The following is a 16,316-nucleotide window of genomic DNA, read 5'->3' as shown; positions in this document are numbered from 1 at the left end:
AAAAAACAAGCCGTGCTCACCACCCATCAGGCTTTGCTGGCGACGTCGTTTTTCAGACGCTCAACAAACGCGGAGACGGGCATCACACCCAGATCCACGTTGCCACGGGCACGCACGGCCACTTGACTGGCATCCCGCTCCTTGTCGCCCACTACCAGCAGGTAGGGAACCTTCTGAAGCGAATGCTCGCGGATTTTATACGTAATTTTCTCATTACGCAAATCAGCCTTGGCCCTAAACCCTTGTTTTTGCAGCAATTGCACGACGCTTTCGGCGTATTCCGCCTGCGAATCCGCAATATTCATGACCACCACCTGCTCCGGGGCCAGCCAGGCCGGCAGCGCACCGGCGTGGTTTTCCAGCAGGATGCCCAGGAAACGCTCGAACGAGCCCAGGATGGCCCGGTGCAGCATCACCGGGCGCTTGCGCGAATTGTCCTCGGAGACGTATTCGGCATCCAGGCGCTCCGGCAGCACCAGGTCAAGCTGCAGCGTGCCGCACTGCCACGAGCGGCCGATCGCGTCCTTGATGTGGTACTCGACCTTGGGGCCGTAGAACGCGCCCTCGCCCGGCAGCTCCTCCCAATCCACGCCGCAGGCGCGCAGCGCCAGGCGCAGGCCCTCTTCGGCGTGATCCCAGATCTCGTCGGAGCCGGCACGCTGGTCCGGGCGCAGCGACAGCTTGACCTTCACATCCTTGAAGCCGAAGTCGTCGTAGACCGAGAACGCCAGTTCGTTGAAGGCCTTGGCCTCCGCCACGATCTGCTCTTCCGTGCAGAAGATGTGCGCATCATCCTGCACAAAGCCGCGCACGCGCATCAGCCCGTGCAGCGCGCCCGACGGCTCGTTGCGGTGGCAGGCGCCGAACTCGGCCAGGCGCAGCGGCAGGTCGCGGTACGAACGCAGGCCGTGGTTGAAGATCTGCACATGGCCCGGGCAGTTCATCGGCTTGATCGCGTAGTCGCGCTTCTCCGACTCCGTGACGAACATATTCTCCTTGTAGTTCTGCCAGTGGCCGGACTTTTCCCAAAGCGAACGATCCATCACCTGCGGCGTACGAACCTCATCGTAGCCGGCGTCCGTCAGGCGGCCGCGCATGTACTGCTCGACGGCCTGCCACACCTGCCAGCCCTTCGGGTGCCAGAACACCATGCCGGGCGCCTCTTCCTGCAGGTGGAACAGGTCGAGCGTCTTGCCCAGCTTGCGGTGGTCGCGCTTCTCGGCCTCTTCCAGCATGTGCAGGTAGGCTTCCTGGTCTTCCTTCCTGGCCCAGGCCGTGCCGTAGATGCGCTGGAGCATCTCATTGTTGGCGTCGCCGCGCCAGTAGGCGCCGGCCACCTTCATCAGCTTGAAGACCTTCAGCTTGCCCGTGGACGGCACGTGCGGGCCACGGCACAGGTCGACGAAGCTGCCTTCACGGTACAAGCCGATTTCCTGGTCGGCGGGGATCGAGGCGATGATCTCGGCCTTGTACTTCTCGCCCATCGACTCGAACAGCGCCACCGCTTCGTCGCGGTTCCATACTTCGCGCACGACCTTCTCGTCCTTGCGGGCGAGTTCCGTCATCTTCTTCTCGATGGCGGCCAGGTCTTCGGGCGTGAAGGGACGCTTGTAGGCAAAGTCGTAGTAGAAGCCGTTTTCGATCACCGGGCCGATCGTCACCTGCGCTTCCGGATAGAGCTCCTTGACGGCATAGGCCAGCAAGTGCGCCGTGGAGTGGCGGATCACATCGACGCCATCGGCGTCCTTGTCCGTGACGATGGCCAGCTCGGCATCGCGGTCGATCCTGTAGCTCGTGTCGACCAGTTGGCCGTCCACCTTGCCGGCCAGCGCGGCCTTGGCCAGGCCAGCACCGATGCCCTGCGCCACTTCGGCAACCGTCACCGGGCCGGGAAACTCGCGGCGGGACCCATCCGGCAGCGTGATTGCGATCATTTCGACTCTCCAGGATTCCGCCGGCGGCGTCTTGCGCCTCGCCCGAGCGGATCAAACTGCATCTTGTGGCACCGGCCCTGCATGCCTGCGGGACCGGCGATTTATTCTTTGCTGCCCTGCCCTGCCGCACCGGAAACGCGGCAGCTTATCAGGACGCTGACAGGCGACAGACGAAAAAAAAACGCGGCCAAGGCCGCGTTTCTCTTTGTCAAACCCGATCCAACCGGGTCGAAGGCGCACCTCGACTACTGTCGCTTGCCAGCGGTAGTAGTTCGCGGTGTCATAACCATGATGCGCTTCCGTTCCGTATGGGGTTGAATCGGACTTGCCACACTTCTTTTACTGCTTTACTGCAATTCGTTGGTAGGCTCGATTGGACTCGAACCAACGACCCCCACCATGTCAAGGTGGTGCTCTAACCAGCTGAGCTACGAGCCTAGCGAAGCCGCAAGTATAGCATCACTTTCTTTTCGCCTGCAACACCCCCTGGACGTCTTCGATCAACTGCAGCGCGCGCTGCAGCTGCGTAGCCTCGGACACTTCGGCAGTGAACTGCATGCGCGCAACGCCCTTGCTGGAGAGCGTCTTGACGCCGGTGACATTGATCTTCTCGCGCGACAGCACTTCGGAGATATCGCGCAGCAGCCCCTGGCGATCGATCGCCTCGACATGGATATCGACCGGATAGACCGCGGCGTGGCTCTTCTGGCCCCACTCGGTCTGGATCACCCGCTCCGGCGCGCGCCCGGCCAGTTGCTGGAAGGTGTGGCAGCTGCGCCGATGGATCGACACCCCGCGCCCGCGCGTGACAAAGCCGACGATGTCGTCCGGCGGCGCCGGCTTGCAGCAGCGCGACATCTGCGTCATCAGCGAATCCACCCCCACCACCAGCACGCCGCTCTTGGCGCCGCGCGCCACGCTGGTGGCGCGGCTTTTCTTGGTGACAGCGTCTTCCTCGCTCAGCGGCGCCTGGATCTCGCCCTCCGGGTGTCGCAGCGCGTGCTCCACGTGGCGCAGACTGAACTCATCCTTGGCCACTGCCGCAAACAGGTCCTCCGGCGTCTTGAAGCCCAGCCGCGTGGCCAGGTCTTCCAGCTTGACCGCGGTCTTGCCTTCGCGCTGCAGGGTCTTGTCGATCAGCACGCGGCCCTGGGCGATGGTCTCCTGCGAATCGAGCGCATTGAACCAGGCCCGCACCTTGGCCCGCGCGCGGCTGCTGGCCAGGTAGCCCAGGTCCGCGTTGAGCCAGTCGCGCGACGGTCCGCCCTGCTTGACCGCGATGATCTCCACGGTCTGGCCGTTCTTCAGCGGCGTGTTCAGCGGCACCATGGTGCCGTCCACGCGCGCGCCGCGGCAGCGGTGGCCGAGATCGCTGTGCAGGTAGTAGGCAAAGTCCACCGCGGTGGCGCCCTGCGGCAGCGCCACCACGCGCGCCTGCGGCGTCAGCACGTAGATGTGGTCGTCGATCGCGGCGTGCTTGATCTGCTCCCACGATTCATCGTGCGCCACGCTGTGGTCGGCATCGTCCTTCCACGCCAGCAGCTGGCGCAGCCAGGCAATCTTCTCGTCATAGCGCTCGCTGGCGGAGAACTGCCCGGCATAGCCGCGGCTGCCCGCTTCCTTGTAGCGCCAGTGCGCGGCCACGCCGTATTCGGCAAAGTGGTGCATCTCATGCGTGCGGATCTGCACCTCGAAGGCGCGCCCGTCATCGCCGATCACCACCGTATGCAGCGATTTGTAGCCATTGGCCTTGGGCCGCGAGATATAGTCGTCGAACTCGCGCGGGATCGGCTGCCAGATATGGTGGACGATACCGAGCACCGTGTAGCAGTCCTTGATATCGTCGACGATCACGCGGAAGGCGCGCACATCGTACAGGTCGGCAAAATCCAGCTCCTTGCCGCGCATCTTCTTCCAGATGCTGTAGATATGCTTGGGCCGCCCGCTGACCTCGGCACGGATGCCGGCAGTCGCCAGCTCGGACTGCAGCCGTTCGATGGCGCCGCCGATATAGCCTTCGCGCTCGATGCGCTTCTCGTCCAGCAGTTTGGCGATGCGCTTGTAGGTATCGGGCTGCTCGAAGCGGAACGCCAGGTCCTCCAGTTCCCACTTCATCTGCCAGATACCAAGGCGATTGGCCAGCGGCGCGTAGATGTCCAGCGTTTCGCGCGCCACGCCCGGCTGCGGCGCCTGCTTGGTCTCGGCCAGCCAGCGCAGGGTCTGCAGCCGCGAGGCCAGGCGCACCAGCACCACGCGGATGTCCTGCGCAAACGCCAGCAGCATCTTGCGCAGCGCCTCGACCTGTTCGTGGCGCGCCTGCGCTTCGTTCTTGGACGGCGCGGCCGGCTCGGCCTCGGGGCGGCTGCCGGCGATGGCACCGATGCGCAGCAGCTGCCGCACACCGTCGACCAGCCGTGCCACCTCGTCTCCAAAGCGCGGTGCGATCTCGGCCTCGGTACCGGGCACGAAGGCCACCAGCCCGAACAGGCAGGCGGCGGCACGCGCGGCGTCGTCGACGCGCAGGCCGTCGAGAATGCGCAGCATGCCCTGCGCGTGCGACAGCACGGTCTCGCCGGTGGGCAGCGCTACCTCGGCACCATGCTCGCGCACGTAGGCCAGTGCGCGTTCGACCAGTTCGGCATCCGGAATGCCCGCGACCCGACCGGTCAGGTCGGTGGACGTCACCATGTCACAACGCCTGCATCAGTTGAGCGCAGCGGTCACCACCACTTCGATCAGGTAATCGGGATTGGCCAGACGGGCTTCGACGGTGGCGCGCGGGGGCGTGTTGCCTTGCGGCACCCAGGCGTCCCAGACCTCGTTCATCTCGCCGATCTGGTCGACATTGGTCAGGAAGATCTGGCACGACAGGATGCGGGTCTTGTCGCTGCCGGCCTCGGCCAGCAGCCGGTCGATATGGCCGAGGACCTCGCGCGTCTGGCCGCGGATATCGGCCTTGGGATCGACCTCGGGCACCTGACCGGCGAGATACACCACGCCGTTATAGACCGCGTATTCGGACAACCGCTTGCCCACATGGGCGCGCTTCAGTTCAAGGTTACTCATGACAATGCGTTGACTGATAAAAACAGGGCCGGCATGCGATGCCATCAGGCCCCGGTAAAGAACTGCCGGGCGATCGCAATCTGCGCCGGATCGACAAAGGTCGGGGCATGGCCCACGTCGGGCACTTCCACCGAACTCACATGCTTGCCGCGCGCCACCATTTCGGCCACGGTCTCGCGCAGCAGCAGGTCCGACTGCGCGCCGCGCACCACCAGCACCGGGCCTTCGATGGCCTCGAAGCTGCGCCAGAGCGCGGCCTCGCCGGCAGCAATGGCCTCGGGCGTGGATTTGCGGAACGGCACCGCCAGCTGCGGATCGTAATGCAAGCCCCATTCCAGGCCGTCCGTGCCCTGCACCGGTTTCAGGATGGCGGCGTTGAGCTCGCGCCACTGCTCGGGCGTATGGCGGCCGAACGATGCGCTGATGGTTTGCAGGTAGGCCAGGCCTTCCTCGAAGGTCTTGAAGCGCACCGGCAGCCCCAGGTAGGCGCCGATCCGTTCCACCGCCGACGGCGCCAGCTTCGGGCCCACGTCGTTGAGCAGCAGCTTGCGCACCGGCGACTTCGGCAGCCCGGCCAGGCCCATGCCGATCAGCCCGCCCATCGAGGTGCCGAACCAGTCCACCTTCTCCACATTGAGCCGCGCAATCAGCGTGACCATGTCGGACACATACTGCGGCACCACGTAGCCGTTGGCATCGGCCAGCCATTCCGAGCGGCCGCGCCCGGCCACATCGGGGCAGACCACGCGGTAGTCGCCGCACAGCGCGCTGGCGACGGTGTCGAAGTCGCGGCCGGTGCGCGTCAGCCCATGCGCGCACACCAGCACGCGCGGATTGGCGGGGTCGCCCCACTCGTGGTAGGCCATGCGGTGCAGGCCCGCCGGACTGATGCACTGGACAAAACCGAGACGCGGACTGGCAGACATCTGGACTCCCTGACGAACCGGACCGCGGACCGCAAAAAGACGGCGCTGCCGGAGGTTGAGCAAAGCTGGATTGTACGCCGCAGCGGGTACAATGCCACAGCACAGTGTCAGCGTCCCGCGTGCGCGGCCGCGCACCGCCACGGCGCGCTCCGCCAACCCTGTGGCAACCTTTCTGTGGCATTCCTTTCTCTCGACGGAGGCTTACATGCTCAACGGCAAGACCGCACTGGTGACTGGCTCGACCAGCGGCATCGGGCTCGGCATCGCGAAAGCGCTGGCGGCCCAGGGCGCCAACATCATCGTCAACGGCTTTGGTGACGCGGACGCCGCAAAGGCAGAAATCGCGCAGGCCGGCCAGGGGATCCGGGTCGGCTACCACGGCGCCGACATGAGCAAGGCGGCCGAGATCGAAGACATGATGCGCTACGCGCAGTCCGACTTCGGCGGCGCCGACATCCTGGTCAACAACGCCGGCATCCAGCACGTGGCCGCGATCGAGGATTTCCCGCCCGAGCGCTGGGACGCGATCATCGCCATCAACCTGACCTCGGCCTTCCACACCACGCGCCTGGCGCTGCCCGGCATGAAGCAGAAGGACTGGGGCCGCATCATCAATGTCGCCTCCACCCACGGGCTGGTGGCCTCGGCGCAGAAGTCCGCCTACGTGGCGGCCAAGCACGGCATCGTCGGCTTCACCAAGGTGACCGCGCTGGAAACCGCGCAGACCGGCGTCACCGCCAACGCGATCTGCCCGGGCTGGGTGCTGACGCCACTGGTGCAGAAGCAGGTCGAAGCCCGCGCGCAGAAGGAAGGCATTCCGGTGGAACAGGCCAAGCGCGAGCTGGTGCTGGAGAAACAACCCTCGGGACAGTTCGTCACGCCCGATGAGCTGGGCGCGCTGGCCGTGTTCCTGTCGTCCGAAGCGGCCCGCCAGGTCCGCGGCGCGATCTGGAACATGGACGGCGGCTGGGTGGCGCAGTAAGGAGCAAACGATGCAACGACGCAGTTTCCTGCGCGCGCTGGCGCTGGGCGCGGTCTCGGCCGGGGCGCTGGCACCGGTGGCCGGCGCGCTGGCGCAAGCCGCCAAGCCGCTTGCCATTGACGTCTACAAGAGCCCGCTGTGCGGCTGCTGCGAGGATTGGGTCAAGCACCTGCGCAGCAACGGCTTCACCGTGACGGTGCATGATGTCGAGGACACCGGCGTGTACCGCAAGCGCTTCGGCATGCCGGAACGCTTTGGCTCCTGCCACACCGGGTATATCGGCGGCTACGCCATCGAGGGCCATGTGCCGGCGGCGGATATCCGCAAGCTGCTGGCAGCAAAGCCCAAGGCGATCGGCCTGGCCGTGCCGGGCATGCCGGTCGGCTCGCCCGGCATGGAACAGGGCCCGCGCAAGGACCCGTTCGACGTGCTGATCGTAAAAGCGGACGGCGCCGCTTCGGTGTTCGCCAGCTACAACAAGCAGGCAGGCTGACCTGCGGCTGCCGGGCGGCAAGGTCTGCGCCTTGCCGGAGAGCAGCCAGCTTAGTGCGCAGCGATATTGCCGGGCTATTCGCCGGAAGAGCTAGGGAATGCAGCCGGCTGGCGTAGCCCGGCCGGGCAATTCCAAAGCGAAGCGACCCGACAAAAAAGCCCCTGCGGCGCATCGCACCTCAGGGGCCCTGCCAGGCTTCGGAGCTCAGCCCGCTTACAGCAGCGGAGCGCCAGTCTTGGCCTGGATTTCCTCGCGGCTGACACCCGGAGCCGTTTCCACCAGCTTCAGGCCTTCGTCGGTCACGTCGATCACGCCCAGGTCGGTAATGATGCGGTTGACCACGCCCACGCCGGTCAGCGGCAGGTTGCAGTCCTTCAGGATCTTGATGTCCTCGGTGCCATCCTTCTTCTTGGCGGTGTGTTCCATCAGCACCACCACTCGGCCGACGCCGGCGACCAGGTCCATCGCGCCGCCCATGCCCTTGACCATCTTGCCCGGGATCATCCAGTTGGCCAGGTCGCCCTTTTCGCTGACCTGCATCGCACCCAGGATCGCCAGGTTGATGTGGCCGCCGCGGATCATCGCGAACGAGTCGGCCGACGAGAAGATCGACGAGCCCGGCAGCGTCGTCACGGTTTGCTTGCCGGCGTTGATCATGTCGGCGTCGACTTCGTCCTCGGTCGGGAACGGGCCGATGCCCAGCAGTCCGTTCTCGGACTGCAGCCACACTTCCATGCCTTCGGGCACCCAGTTGGCCACCAGCGTCGGCAGGCCGATGCCCAGGTTGACGTAGAAACCGTCCTGCAGCTCGGTCGCGGCGCGCGCGGCCATTTCGTCACGTGTCCATGCCATGATGCGTCTCCTTAGCTGGCCGCGCGCACGGTGCGCTGCTCGATGCGTTTCTCGGGGGTGGTGTTCAGCACCAGGCGCTTCACGAAGATGCCGGCCAGGTGGATTTCATCCGGGTCCAGCTCGCCGGTCTCGACGATATGCTCGACCTCGGCGATGGTGACCTTGCCCGCCATGGCGCACATCGGGTTGAAGTTGCGCGCGGTGCGGCGGAACACCAGGTTGCCGGCCTTGTCAGCCTTGTATGCCTTGACCAGCGCCACGTCGGCGGTCAGCGAACGCTCCATCACGTACTGCTGGCCGTCGAATTCGCGGATTTCCTTGCCTTCGGCGACGATGGTGCCGACACCGGTCTTGGTGAAGAAGGCCGGGATGCCCGAGCCGCCGGCGCGCAGCTTCTCGGCCAGCGTGCCTTGCGGGGTGAATTCCAGCTCAAGTTCGCCCGCCAGGTACTGGCGCTCGAACTCCTTGTTCTCGCCCACGTAGGACGAGATCATCTTCCTGATCTGGCGCGTGGCCAGCAGCAGGCCCAGGCCGAAGCCATCGACGCCGGCGTTGTTGGAGATGCAGGTCAGCTGCTTGGCGCCGCTGTCGCGCAGCGCGGCAATCAGCGCCTCGGGGATGCCGCACAGGCCGAAACCGCCCACGGCGATCGTCTGGCCGTCGCGGACGACGCCTGCAAGCGCTTCTGCGGCGCTGGCGTAGACCTTGTTCATGCTTCGCTCCTTCCTCGGTAGTTCCCTGTCGCTCTTCCCGCCACCGGGTTGTGCGGCGGGCGACGCAGGGAAATTGTAACGGTACAATCGGCAACAGGCGGGCGACAGTCGCCGCAACTCGTCCGACCGACAGCATACGCAAGCGCAGCCGGCTACGCCATTACGTAAAAATACATAAGCAGATGCCCGCAATCGACTACCAGACCGCCTTCCAGCTCGCCCCCGTGGGCCTGGTGCTGTCACGCGAACGCGTGATCGAGGACTGCAACGAGGAGGTCTGCCGCATTTTCGGCACCACGCGCGAAGCGCTGCTGGGCCAGTCCTTCCAAGTGCTCTACCCCACCGCCGACGAATTCGAGCGCACCGGCGCGCGCATCGCGCCGATCATGGGCAAGCGCGGCATGTACTCGGACGAACGCATCATGAAGCGCGCCGGCGGCGAGCTGTTCTGGTGCCATGTCACCGGGCGCGCACTGGACCGCACGCAACCGCTGGGCGCGGGGATCTGGACCTTCGAGGATCTGTCGCAGAAGCGCCAGGTCACTGCGGAGCTGACCGCGCGCGAACGCGAGATCGCGGCGCAGCTGGTGGAGGGAAAGACCAGCAAGCAGATCGGCAAGCTGCTGGCGATCAGCCCGCGCACGGTGGACATCTACCGGGCGCGGCTGATGAAGAAGTACGGGGCCAGCACGTCGGTGGACCTGGTGCAGCGGCTGGTCAACCACTGAGCCCCGTGGCAGGCATCAGCCCTCGATGATCGCGCGGATCTCTGCCGGCACCGGCACCGACTTCTCCTGCGTGTAATCGCACCACACCACCTTGGCCCCGCCCTCGGCCCAGACCACGTCGGGCTGGTCGGTGCGGCGGATTTCCATGCGGGTCTCGAAGCTGGTGCGGCCGAGCTGGCCGGCGTAGACGCGGCACTCGATGTCGCCCGGGTAGCGCAGCTGCTTCAGGAAAGTCATGTGCGCATTGATGATGACCGGCCCCTGCCCGCGTGCATCCTTGCCGCCGCGGCCCAGCGACGCGAACCACTCGATGCGCGCCTGCTCCAGGTACTGGAAGTAGACGGTGTTGTTGACATGGCCCATGGCATCCATGTCGCCCCAGCGGATCGGCATGACCACCGTATAGACGTGCTTCATCACAGCCTCCAAAAGAACAGGCCCGCCGGGTCTGGCGGGCCCTCTGCTTGGCTCAGCGCTTGGCGATCGCGCCTTCGGCCTTGGTCACCAGGTCGGTGCCGATCTGCTTCTTCCACTTGTCGTAGACCTTGGCGGTGGCCTTGCGGAAGGCGTCATGCTCGGCCGGCGTCAGGTGCGTGACCTTGACGCCGTGCGCCTCCATATCCTTCCAGGCCGGCGCGCCCGGCTCGGCCAGGCCCTTGCGGGCCAGCGCGATTTCCTGCTTGCCGGCGTCGACGGCGGCCTGCTTCACGATCTCGCGGTCGGCCGGGGTCCAGCTTTCCCAGATCTGCTTGTTGACCACGAAGATCAGCGGGTCAGCCACGTAGCCCCAGGTGGTGACGAACTTCTGGCCCACCGTGTACAGCTTGGCGGCGGCGAACACCGACTGCGGGTTCTCCTGCCCGTCGACCGCGCCCGAGGCCATCGCCGGCTGCGCATCGGCCCAGCTCATCTGGGTCGGGTTGGCGCCCAGCGCGTTGAAGGTCTCGATGTACAGCGGCGAACCGACCACGCGCAGCTTCATGCCCTTGAGGTCTTCCGGCTTGCGGATTTCGCGCTTGGAGTTGGACACCTCGCGGAAGCCATTCTCGCCCCAGGCCAGCGGCACCACGCCGGCTTTTTCCAGCGTGGCGAAGATCGACTTGCCGACTTCGCCCTGCGTGAGCGCGTCCAGCGCCTTGTAGTCGGGCATCAGGAACGGCAGCGAGAACAGGTTCAGTTCCCTGACCTGCGGCGACCAGTTGATGGTCGAGCCCACCGCCATGTCGATCACGCCCTGGCGGATCGCCGAGAACTCGCGGGTCTGGTCGCCGGCCACCAGCGAGGTGCCCGGGTACAGCTTGATATTGATGCGGCCGTTGGTGCGCTGCTTGACCAGGTCGGCCCAGATCTCGCCGCCCTTGCCCCACGGGAAGGCCGGGCCGAGCACCAGCGACATCTTGTACTCGGACTTGTAGGTCTGGGCCATTGCGCCGGCGGGGGCGAAGGCGGAAGCGGCAATGGCGGCAGCCGTTGCGAGCATCAGGGCACGACGTTTCATTTCATCTCCTCTCGGGAAAGCGTCAATTCTTGTTTGTGAATGCGGAACATCAGTAGCCGAGGTACTCAGGCAGCCAGGTCGCCAGCGGCGGATAGGCCAGCACCATCAGCATGGCGATAAACATCGCCAGCAACATCCAGATCACCCAGGGCACGGTCTCTTCCATGCGCACCCGGGCAATCCGGCACGACACCATCAGGTTCACGGCCAGCGGCGGCGTGAACTGGCCCAGCGCCACCTTCAGTGTCAGCACCACGCCGAACCACACCGGGTTCCAGTGGAAGGCATTGACAATGGGCAGCAGCAGCGGCACGAAGATCAGGAAGATCGAGATGCCGTCCAGGAACATGCCGACCGTCATCAGCAGCAGCACGATCAGCGCCAGCACGCCGTACTCGCCCAGCCCGGAATTGGCGATGGCGTGCGCCAGCGGGTCGATCACGCCCAGCGTCGACAGCGCATAGGCGAAGATGCCGGCCAGTGCCACCACCAGCAGGATCACTGCCGAGGTCTCGGCCGCCTCCTGGAAGATGGTGAACAGGTCGCGCATGCCGATGCTGCGGTACACCACCATGCCGACGAACAGGCCGTAGACCACTGCCACCACGGCGGCTTCGGTCGGCGTGAACCAGCCGGCGCGCATGCCGCCCAGGATCAGGAACGGCGCCACCAGGCCCCATGCGGCCTCGCGCAGGCTCTTCCAGAACGGCGGGCGCGGCAGCGCGGCTTCGATCGCGCCCATGTTGTGCTTGCGCGCCAGCCACACGGCCGGAACGATCAGCGCCACGCCGGCCAGGATGCCGGGGATCATGCCCGCGGCGAACAAGGCCGGCACCGATGCGCCGGGCACCAGCACGCTGTAGATGATGAGGGCCACCGACGGCGGGATCAGGATGTCGGTCGCGGCTGCCGCGCCGACCACCGCGGCGCTGTACGAGCCCGGATAACCGGCGCGCGACATCGCCGCGATCATCACGCCGCCCACCGCGGCCGCGTTGGCCGGGCCGGAGCCGGAGATGCCGCCGAGGAACATCGCCACCAGGATCGCCACCAGCGGCAGCATGCCCGGGCCGCGACCAACGATGGCGATGGCAAAGGTCACCAGCCGCTGCGCCACGCCGGAGCGGTCGAAGATCGACCCCACCAGCACGAACATCGGGATCGCCAGCAGCGGATACTTGGCCAGCCCCGCATAGAAGTTCTGCGGCACGGCCAGCAGGCCGAACATCTGGGTGTCGAGATTGGACAGGCCGATGGCAACCAGGCCGCCCAGGCCCAGCGACACGCCGATGGGCACGCCCAGCAGCATCAGGCCGATAAAGACCACGAACAGGGTGATGGCGACGAACGTCATTGCGCCTTCTCCGTCGTGGTGGCCTTGCCTTCATGCAGCGCCTTGAGCGCGCGCACGTTGCGCAGCACCAGCCCCAGCGCGCGCAGCGCGATGCCGGCAGACAGCACCGGCAGCCAGATCGAGTACCACCAGCTCGGCACGCCGATGCCCGGCGAGGTCTCGCCGAAGGTGTACTCATCCCAGGTAATGCGTGCGCCCAGCACCGCCAGCGCGATGAACATCACCGCCACCGCCAGCGCCGACAGGATCGCCAGGCGGCGCTGGCGGGCCGCGCTGCCGCGCTCGAAGAAGAATTCGATGCGGATATTGCGATCGCGTGCCACCGCGGCGCTGCCGGCGACCAGCGCCAGCACGATCATCAGGAAGACCGAGAACTCCTCGGTCCAGGCAAATGACTCGTCGGTGAAATAGCGGACCACCACGTTGGCGAAAGTGATGCCGACCAGCAGCACCATCACGATCACGCCAATCCAGTCCTCGATGCGGGGCGATACCCGGAAATCAGCGTCCTGCGCTTCGTCGGCGGCCTGCGGGATCACCGCGGAATCGACGACGTGTTGCGGCACGGCGTTGCGCCGTGCCTCTTCTTGTTGCTCCATCTCCCCGGCCTCCGGTCCGGGCCGCTCGGGCCATGCGGCCACCGCGGCGTTTTTTTACTTGTATGTAAAGACTTAATCTGCAGACATGGCGGATTATGCCAAGACTGGCCCGCCACGCACGAATTTTCTGATGATTGATGTGTGCTGACGACGGCGCACCCAAGGGGACCGGATAAGCCCTGGGCGTGCAGTCCGGGCATCCCGCGGCGCTTTTGGCGCGCAGCCGGGATGCAGGGGGCCTTGCGCCCCCCCGGGTCAGCGATCAGGCGGTCAGACCATGCCGTCGTCGGCGGTGATGACAGCGCCGTTGATGAACTGCGACTGGTCGGATGCGAGCAGCAGCAACAGGCCGTCGAGATCCTCCGGCTTGCCCAGGCGCTTGCGCGGCAGCATCTGGATCAGCTTCTGGCCGGCGTCCGAATCCCAGTGGTGGTGGTTGATCTCGGTATCGATATAGCCCGGGCAGATCGCGTTGGTATTGATGCCATGGCGCGCCCATTCCAGCGCCATGGCCTTGGTCATGTGCACCACGGCCGCCTTGCTCATGCAATACACGCCGATCTGCGACAGCACCTTCAGCCCCGCCACCGACGCGACATTGACGATCCGCGCCTGCGGCAGCGGGCTGCCGTTGCGCTCGGCGCCCTTGGCGCGCGCGATCATGCGCTTGGCCACTTCCTGGGCGACGAAGAAGGCACCGCGGGTATTGGTGTCGAACACGAAATCGAAGTCGTCGGCGGTCACATCGGTCAGCTTCTGCGTGGTCGACACGCCGGAGTTGTTGACCAGGATGTCGATGGAGCCGGCCTCAGTCTCCGCATGCGCCACCGCGGCGCGGATGCTGTCCGGGTCGGTGACGTCCAGCCGCACCACATGGGCGCTGCCGCCCTCGGCCTCGATCGCAGCGCGCAGTTCCTTGAGCCGCTCGGTGCGGCGCGAGGCCAGCACTACCTTGGCGCCGGCGGCAGCCAGCACCGTCGCGAAACGCGAGCCCAGCCCGCTTGAAGCGCCGGTGACCAGCGCGACCTTGCCTTCCAGATTGATCGACAAACCCATGATTACCTCTTGTGCGGGAGCTCCTCCGGCCTATTCGGGAGCAGAAGGCAGCATATCAAAAAAAGAACGACCGTTCCAAAAAAATCCTTGCCTGTGGGTGGCGAGTCCCGGACAATGCCGGAGATTCTAAGAACTTGACCAGCAAAGGGAAAGAGGGAAAACGCGCGATCCGGGAGTCTTTGGACCCCAAATCGCTGCCAACTCACCCATCCGCGGTTCCCGTCCGCGCGCTGGCCCGGTTCTCGGCAAAACGATCACCGCATTTCCCACAATTGCAAGCAAGCAGCAAAGAAATAGAGGGTTAGAGACAATGGATCAGCAACAGCTCCTGGAGCAGTTCGGCCCGCGCGAAGCCATGGAATACGATGTGGTCATCGTCGGCGGCGGCCCCGCCGGCCTGGCCACCGCCATCCGCCTGAAGCAACTCGCGCAGGAGAAAGGCGCCGACGTCAACGTGTGCGTGCTGGAAAAGGGCTCCGAGCCCGGCGCCCACATCCTGTCGGGCGCCATCATGGACCCGCGCGCCCTCAATGAACTGATCCCGAACTGGAAGGAACTGGGCGCGCCGCTGAACCAGGCCGTCACCGAAGACAAGTTCCTGTTCCTGAACGAGTCCGGCTCCAAGGGCACGCCTCCGGCCCTGCTGCCAGAGTGCTTCCACAACGAAGGCAACTACATCATCAGCCTGTCGAACTTCGTGCGCTGGCTGGGCCAGCAGGCCGAGGCGCTGGGCATTGAGATCTTCCCGGGCTTCCCCGCCGCCGAAGTGCTCTACAACGAAGACGGCTCGGTCAAGGGCGTGGCCACCGGGAATATGGGCATCAACAAGGAAGGCGAGCCCACCGACAACTTCCAGCTGGGCATGGAACTGCATGCCAAGTACACCATCTTCGCCGAAGGCGCGCGCGGCCACCTGGGCAAGCAACTGATCGAGAAATTCAAGCTCGATGCCGGCAAGGATCCGCAGAGCTACGGCATCGGCCTGAAGGAGCTGTGGGAGATCGACCCGGCCAAGCACAAGCCCGGCCTGGTGGTGCACACCGCCGGCTGGCCGCTCGACCCCGCCACCTACGGTGGCTCGTTCCTGTACCACATGGAAGACAACAAGGTCGCGGTCGGCTTTGTGGTCGGCCTGGACTACACCAACCCGTGGCTGTCTCCGTTCGAGGAATTCCAGCGCTTCAAGACGCATCCGGAAATCCGCCAGTACTTCGAGGGCGGCAAGCGCCTCTCCTACGGCGCCCGCGCCATCACCGCCGGTGGCCTGCTGTCGCTGCCCAAGACCGTGTTCCCGGGCGGCGCGCTGGTCGGCTGCGACGCCGGCTACCTGAACGCCTCGCGCATCAAGGGCAGCCACGCCGCCATCAAGACCGGCATGCTGGCCGCCGAGGCCATCTATGACGCGCTGCAGGCCGGCCGCCAGCACGATGAGCTGGCCGCCTACCCGACCGCGTTCGAGCAGAGCTGGCTGCACAAGGAACTGCTGCAGGCCAAGAACTTCAAGCAGTGGTTCAAGAAGGGCCGCACCACCGCCACGCTGATGACCGGCATCGAGCAATGGCTGCTGCCCAAGCTGGGCATCCGCAACCCGCCATGGACCATCCACCGCGTGAAGCCGGACCATGTGTACCTGAAGCCCGCGGCCGAGTGCCAGAAGATCGAGTATCCGAAGCCGGACGGCAAGCTGACCTTCGACCGCCTGAGCTCGGTCTTCATCAGCAACACCAACCACGAAGAGAACCAGCCGGCGCACCTGACGCTCAAGGACGCCAGCGTTCCGGTCAACATCAACTGGGACAGGTACGCCGGCCCCGAGTCGCGCTACTGCCCGGCAGGTGTGTATGAGTTCGTGCAGGACGAGACGTCGGGCAAGGAACGTCTGCAGATCAATGCGCAGAACTGCGTTCACTGCAAGACCTGCGACATCAAGGATCCGACCCAGAACATCGTCTGGGTGACGCCGGAAGGCGGCGGCGGTCCGAACTACGTCGGGATGTAAGCCTGCCGCGCCAGCGGCAGAAAAAACGGCACCGGAAACTGAACTGACCCCGTAAAGTTGGACGGGTAAGTTAGGCCGCCAAGGGCTGAGTCCTGTATTGCACGGGGCTCAGCCCT

General features: G+C 65.5%; 15 protein-coding genes and 1 tRNA gene. 4 read left to right on the top strand and 12 right to left on the bottom strand.

The features are described from left to right. Positions 1-26: 26 nt before the first annotated feature. The 5 genes from thrS to phaZc all read right to left on the bottom strand — a co-directional run bounded on the left by thrS (position 27) and on the right by phaZc (position 5,926). Complete coding sequence (gene thrS / locus AC3WRI_RS10175) at positions 27-1,934, bottom strand: threonine--tRNA ligase (RefSeq protein ID WP_011615007.1); 1,908 nt, start codon at positions 1,932-1,934, stop codon at positions 27-29. Between the two features lie 361 nt (positions 1,935-2,295). Next, a tRNA-Val gene (locus tag AC3WRI_RS10170) sits at positions 2,296-2,372 on the bottom strand. Positions 2,373-2,393: 21 nt separating this feature from the next. Beyond that, positions 2,394-4,622, bottom strand: a complete 2,229-nt coding sequence (locus AC3WRI_RS10165; RefSeq protein WP_010813104.1) for a RelA/SpoT family protein — start codon at positions 4,620-4,622, stop codon at positions 2,394-2,396. A 15-nt stretch (positions 4,623-4,637) separates the two neighbouring features. Further along, positions 4,638-5,000 carry a RidA family protein gene (locus tag AC3WRI_RS10160; protein WP_010813105.1) on the bottom strand — a complete coding sequence of 121 codons (363 nt, stop codon included), beginning with the start codon at positions 4,998-5,000 and terminating at the stop codon, positions 4,638-4,640. Positions 5,001-5,044: 44 nt separating this feature from the next. Further along, a complete protein-coding gene (phaZc, locus tag AC3WRI_RS10155) occupies positions 5,045-5,926 on the bottom strand; it encodes a 3-hydroxybutyrate-oligomer hydrolase PhaZc (protein ID WP_492293281.1) in 882 nt (293 codons plus the stop codon). A 205-nt stretch (positions 5,927-6,131) separates the two neighbouring features. Between phaZc and AC3WRI_RS10150 the strand changes: the two genes are divergently transcribed. Both AC3WRI_RS10150 and AC3WRI_RS10145 read left to right on the top strand, forming a co-directional pair. After that, positions 6,132-6,908, top strand: coding sequence for a 3-hydroxybutyrate dehydrogenase (locus tag AC3WRI_RS10150; RefSeq protein ID WP_010813107.1), 777 nt, complete (start codon positions 6,132-6,134; stop codon positions 6,906-6,908). A gap of 10 nt (positions 6,909-6,918) precedes the next feature. Beyond that, positions 6,919-7,401 carry a DUF411 domain-containing protein gene (locus AC3WRI_RS10145; RefSeq protein WP_492293279.1) on the top strand — a complete coding sequence of 161 codons (483 nt, stop codon included), beginning with the start codon at positions 6,919-6,921 and terminating at the stop codon, positions 7,399-7,401. A gap of 213 nt (positions 7,402-7,614) precedes the next feature. Here AC3WRI_RS10145 and AC3WRI_RS10140 read toward each other — a convergent pair whose 3' ends face one another. Both AC3WRI_RS10140 and AC3WRI_RS10135 read right to left on the bottom strand, forming a co-directional pair. Further along, positions 7,615-8,253: a CoA transferase subunit B gene (locus AC3WRI_RS10140; protein WP_010813109.1), complete on the bottom strand. Its 639-nt coding sequence runs from the start codon at positions 8,251-8,253 to the stop codon at positions 7,615-7,617. 11 nt (positions 8,254-8,264) lie between these two features. Further along, positions 8,265-8,966, bottom strand: a complete 702-nt coding sequence (locus AC3WRI_RS10135; RefSeq protein WP_010813110.1) for a CoA transferase subunit A — start codon at positions 8,964-8,966, stop codon at positions 8,265-8,267. A 182-nt stretch (positions 8,967-9,148) separates the two neighbouring features. Here AC3WRI_RS10135 and AC3WRI_RS10130 point away from each other — a divergent pair, with 182 nt between their 5' ends. After that, on the top strand, positions 9,149-9,694 hold the full coding sequence (locus tag AC3WRI_RS10130; RefSeq protein WP_010813111.1) for a PAS and helix-turn-helix domain-containing protein: 546 nt from the start codon (positions 9,149-9,151) through the stop codon (positions 9,692-9,694). A gap of 15 nt (positions 9,695-9,709) precedes the next feature. Here the strand turns inward: AC3WRI_RS10130 and AC3WRI_RS10125 are convergent, their stop codons facing one another. The 5 genes from AC3WRI_RS10125 to AC3WRI_RS10105 all read right to left on the bottom strand — a co-directional run bounded on the left by AC3WRI_RS10125 (position 9,710) and on the right by AC3WRI_RS10105 (position 14,201). Next, positions 9,710-10,111 (bottom strand): acyl-CoA thioesterase, encoded by a 402-nt coding sequence (locus AC3WRI_RS10125; protein ID WP_010813112.1) that lies wholly within the window; start codon positions 10,109-10,111, stop codon positions 9,710-9,712. A 52-nt stretch (positions 10,112-10,163) separates the two neighbouring features. Then, positions 10,164-11,192 (bottom strand): DctP family TRAP transporter solute-binding subunit, encoded by a 1,029-nt coding sequence (locus AC3WRI_RS10120; RefSeq protein ID WP_011615002.1) that lies wholly within the window; start codon positions 11,190-11,192, stop codon positions 10,164-10,166. A 49-nt stretch (positions 11,193-11,241) separates the two neighbouring features. After that, positions 11,242-12,546 carry a TRAP transporter large permease gene (locus AC3WRI_RS10115; RefSeq protein ID WP_010813114.1) on the bottom strand — a complete coding sequence of 435 codons (1,305 nt, stop codon included), beginning with the start codon at positions 12,544-12,546 and terminating at the stop codon, positions 11,242-11,244. Next, positions 12,543-13,145, bottom strand: coding sequence for a TRAP transporter small permease (locus AC3WRI_RS10110; protein ID WP_010813115.1), 603 nt, complete (start codon positions 13,143-13,145; stop codon positions 12,543-12,545). Before AC3WRI_RS10110 ends, AC3WRI_RS10115 begins: the two co-directional genes overlap by 4 nt. A 270-nt stretch (positions 13,146-13,415) precedes the next feature. Continuing rightward, positions 13,416-14,201 carry an SDR family oxidoreductase gene (locus tag AC3WRI_RS10105; RefSeq protein ID WP_010813116.1) on the bottom strand — a complete coding sequence of 262 codons (786 nt, stop codon included), beginning with the start codon at positions 14,199-14,201 and terminating at the stop codon, positions 13,416-13,418. 310 nt (positions 14,202-14,511) lie between these two features. On the opposite strand from AC3WRI_RS10105, the gene AC3WRI_RS10100 reads away from it, so the two are divergent. After that, a complete protein-coding gene (locus AC3WRI_RS10100) occupies positions 14,512-16,200 on the top strand; it encodes an electron transfer flavoprotein-ubiquinone oxidoreductase (RefSeq protein WP_058696860.1) in 1,689 nt (562 codons plus the stop codon). Positions 16,201-16,316: the final 116 nt, after the last annotated feature.

The sequence above is a fragment of the Cupriavidus sp. FW305-27 genome (genome assembly GCF_058787995.1).
This window is presented reverse-complemented; position numbering and strand designations above follow the sequence as displayed.

Bases quoted from the DNA above. Each gene is read 5' to 3' on its own strand.
- thrS (WP_011615007.1), bottom strand. From the start codon at position 1,934: ATGATCGCAATCACGCTGCCGGATGGGTCCCGCCGCGAGTTTCCCGGC.
- AC3WRI_RS10165 (WP_010813104.1), bottom strand. From the start codon at position 4,622: ATGGTGACGTCCACCGACCTGACCGGTCGGGTCGCGGGCATTCCGGAT.
- AC3WRI_RS10160 (WP_010813105.1), bottom strand. From the start codon at position 5,000: ATGAGTAACCTTGAACTGAAGCGCGCCCATGTGGGCAAGCGGTTGTCC.
- phaZc (WP_492293281.1), bottom strand. From the start codon at position 5,926: ATGTCTGCCAGTCCGCGTCTCGGTTTTGTCCAGTGCATCAGTCCGGCG.
- AC3WRI_RS10150 (WP_010813107.1), top strand. From the start codon at position 6,132: ATGCTCAACGGCAAGACCGCACTGGTGACTGGCTCGACCAGCGGCATC.
- AC3WRI_RS10145 (WP_492293279.1), top strand. From the start codon at position 6,919: ATGCAACGACGCAGTTTCCTGCGCGCGCTGGCGCTGGGCGCGGTCTCG.
- AC3WRI_RS10140 (WP_010813109.1), bottom strand. From the start codon at position 8,253: ATGGCATGGACACGTGACGAAATGGCCGCGCGCGCCGCGACCGAGCTG.
- AC3WRI_RS10135 (WP_010813110.1), bottom strand. From the start codon at position 8,966: ATGAACAAGGTCTACGCCAGCGCCGCAGAAGCGCTTGCAGGCGTCGTC.
- AC3WRI_RS10130 (WP_010813111.1), top strand. From the start codon at position 9,149: ATGCCCGCAATCGACTACCAGACCGCCTTCCAGCTCGCCCCCGTGGGC.
- AC3WRI_RS10125 (WP_010813112.1), bottom strand. From the start codon at position 10,111: ATGAAGCACGTCTATACGGTGGTCATGCCGATCCGCTGGGGCGACATG.
- AC3WRI_RS10120 (WP_011615002.1), bottom strand. From the start codon at position 11,192: ATGAAACGTCGTGCCCTGATGCTCGCAACGGCTGCCGCCATTGCCGCT.
- AC3WRI_RS10115 (WP_010813114.1), bottom strand. From the start codon at position 12,546: ATGACGTTCGTCGCCATCACCCTGTTCGTGGTCTTTATCGGCCTGATG.
- AC3WRI_RS10110 (WP_010813115.1), bottom strand. From the start codon at position 13,145: ATGGAGCAACAAGAAGAGGCACGGCGCAACGCCGTGCCGCAACACGTC.
- AC3WRI_RS10105 (WP_010813116.1), bottom strand. From the start codon at position 14,201: ATGGGTTTGTCGATCAATCTGGAAGGCAAGGTCGCGCTGGTCACCGGC.
- AC3WRI_RS10100 (WP_058696860.1), top strand. From the start codon at position 14,512: ATGGATCAGCAACAGCTCCTGGAGCAGTTCGGCCCGCGCGAAGCCATG.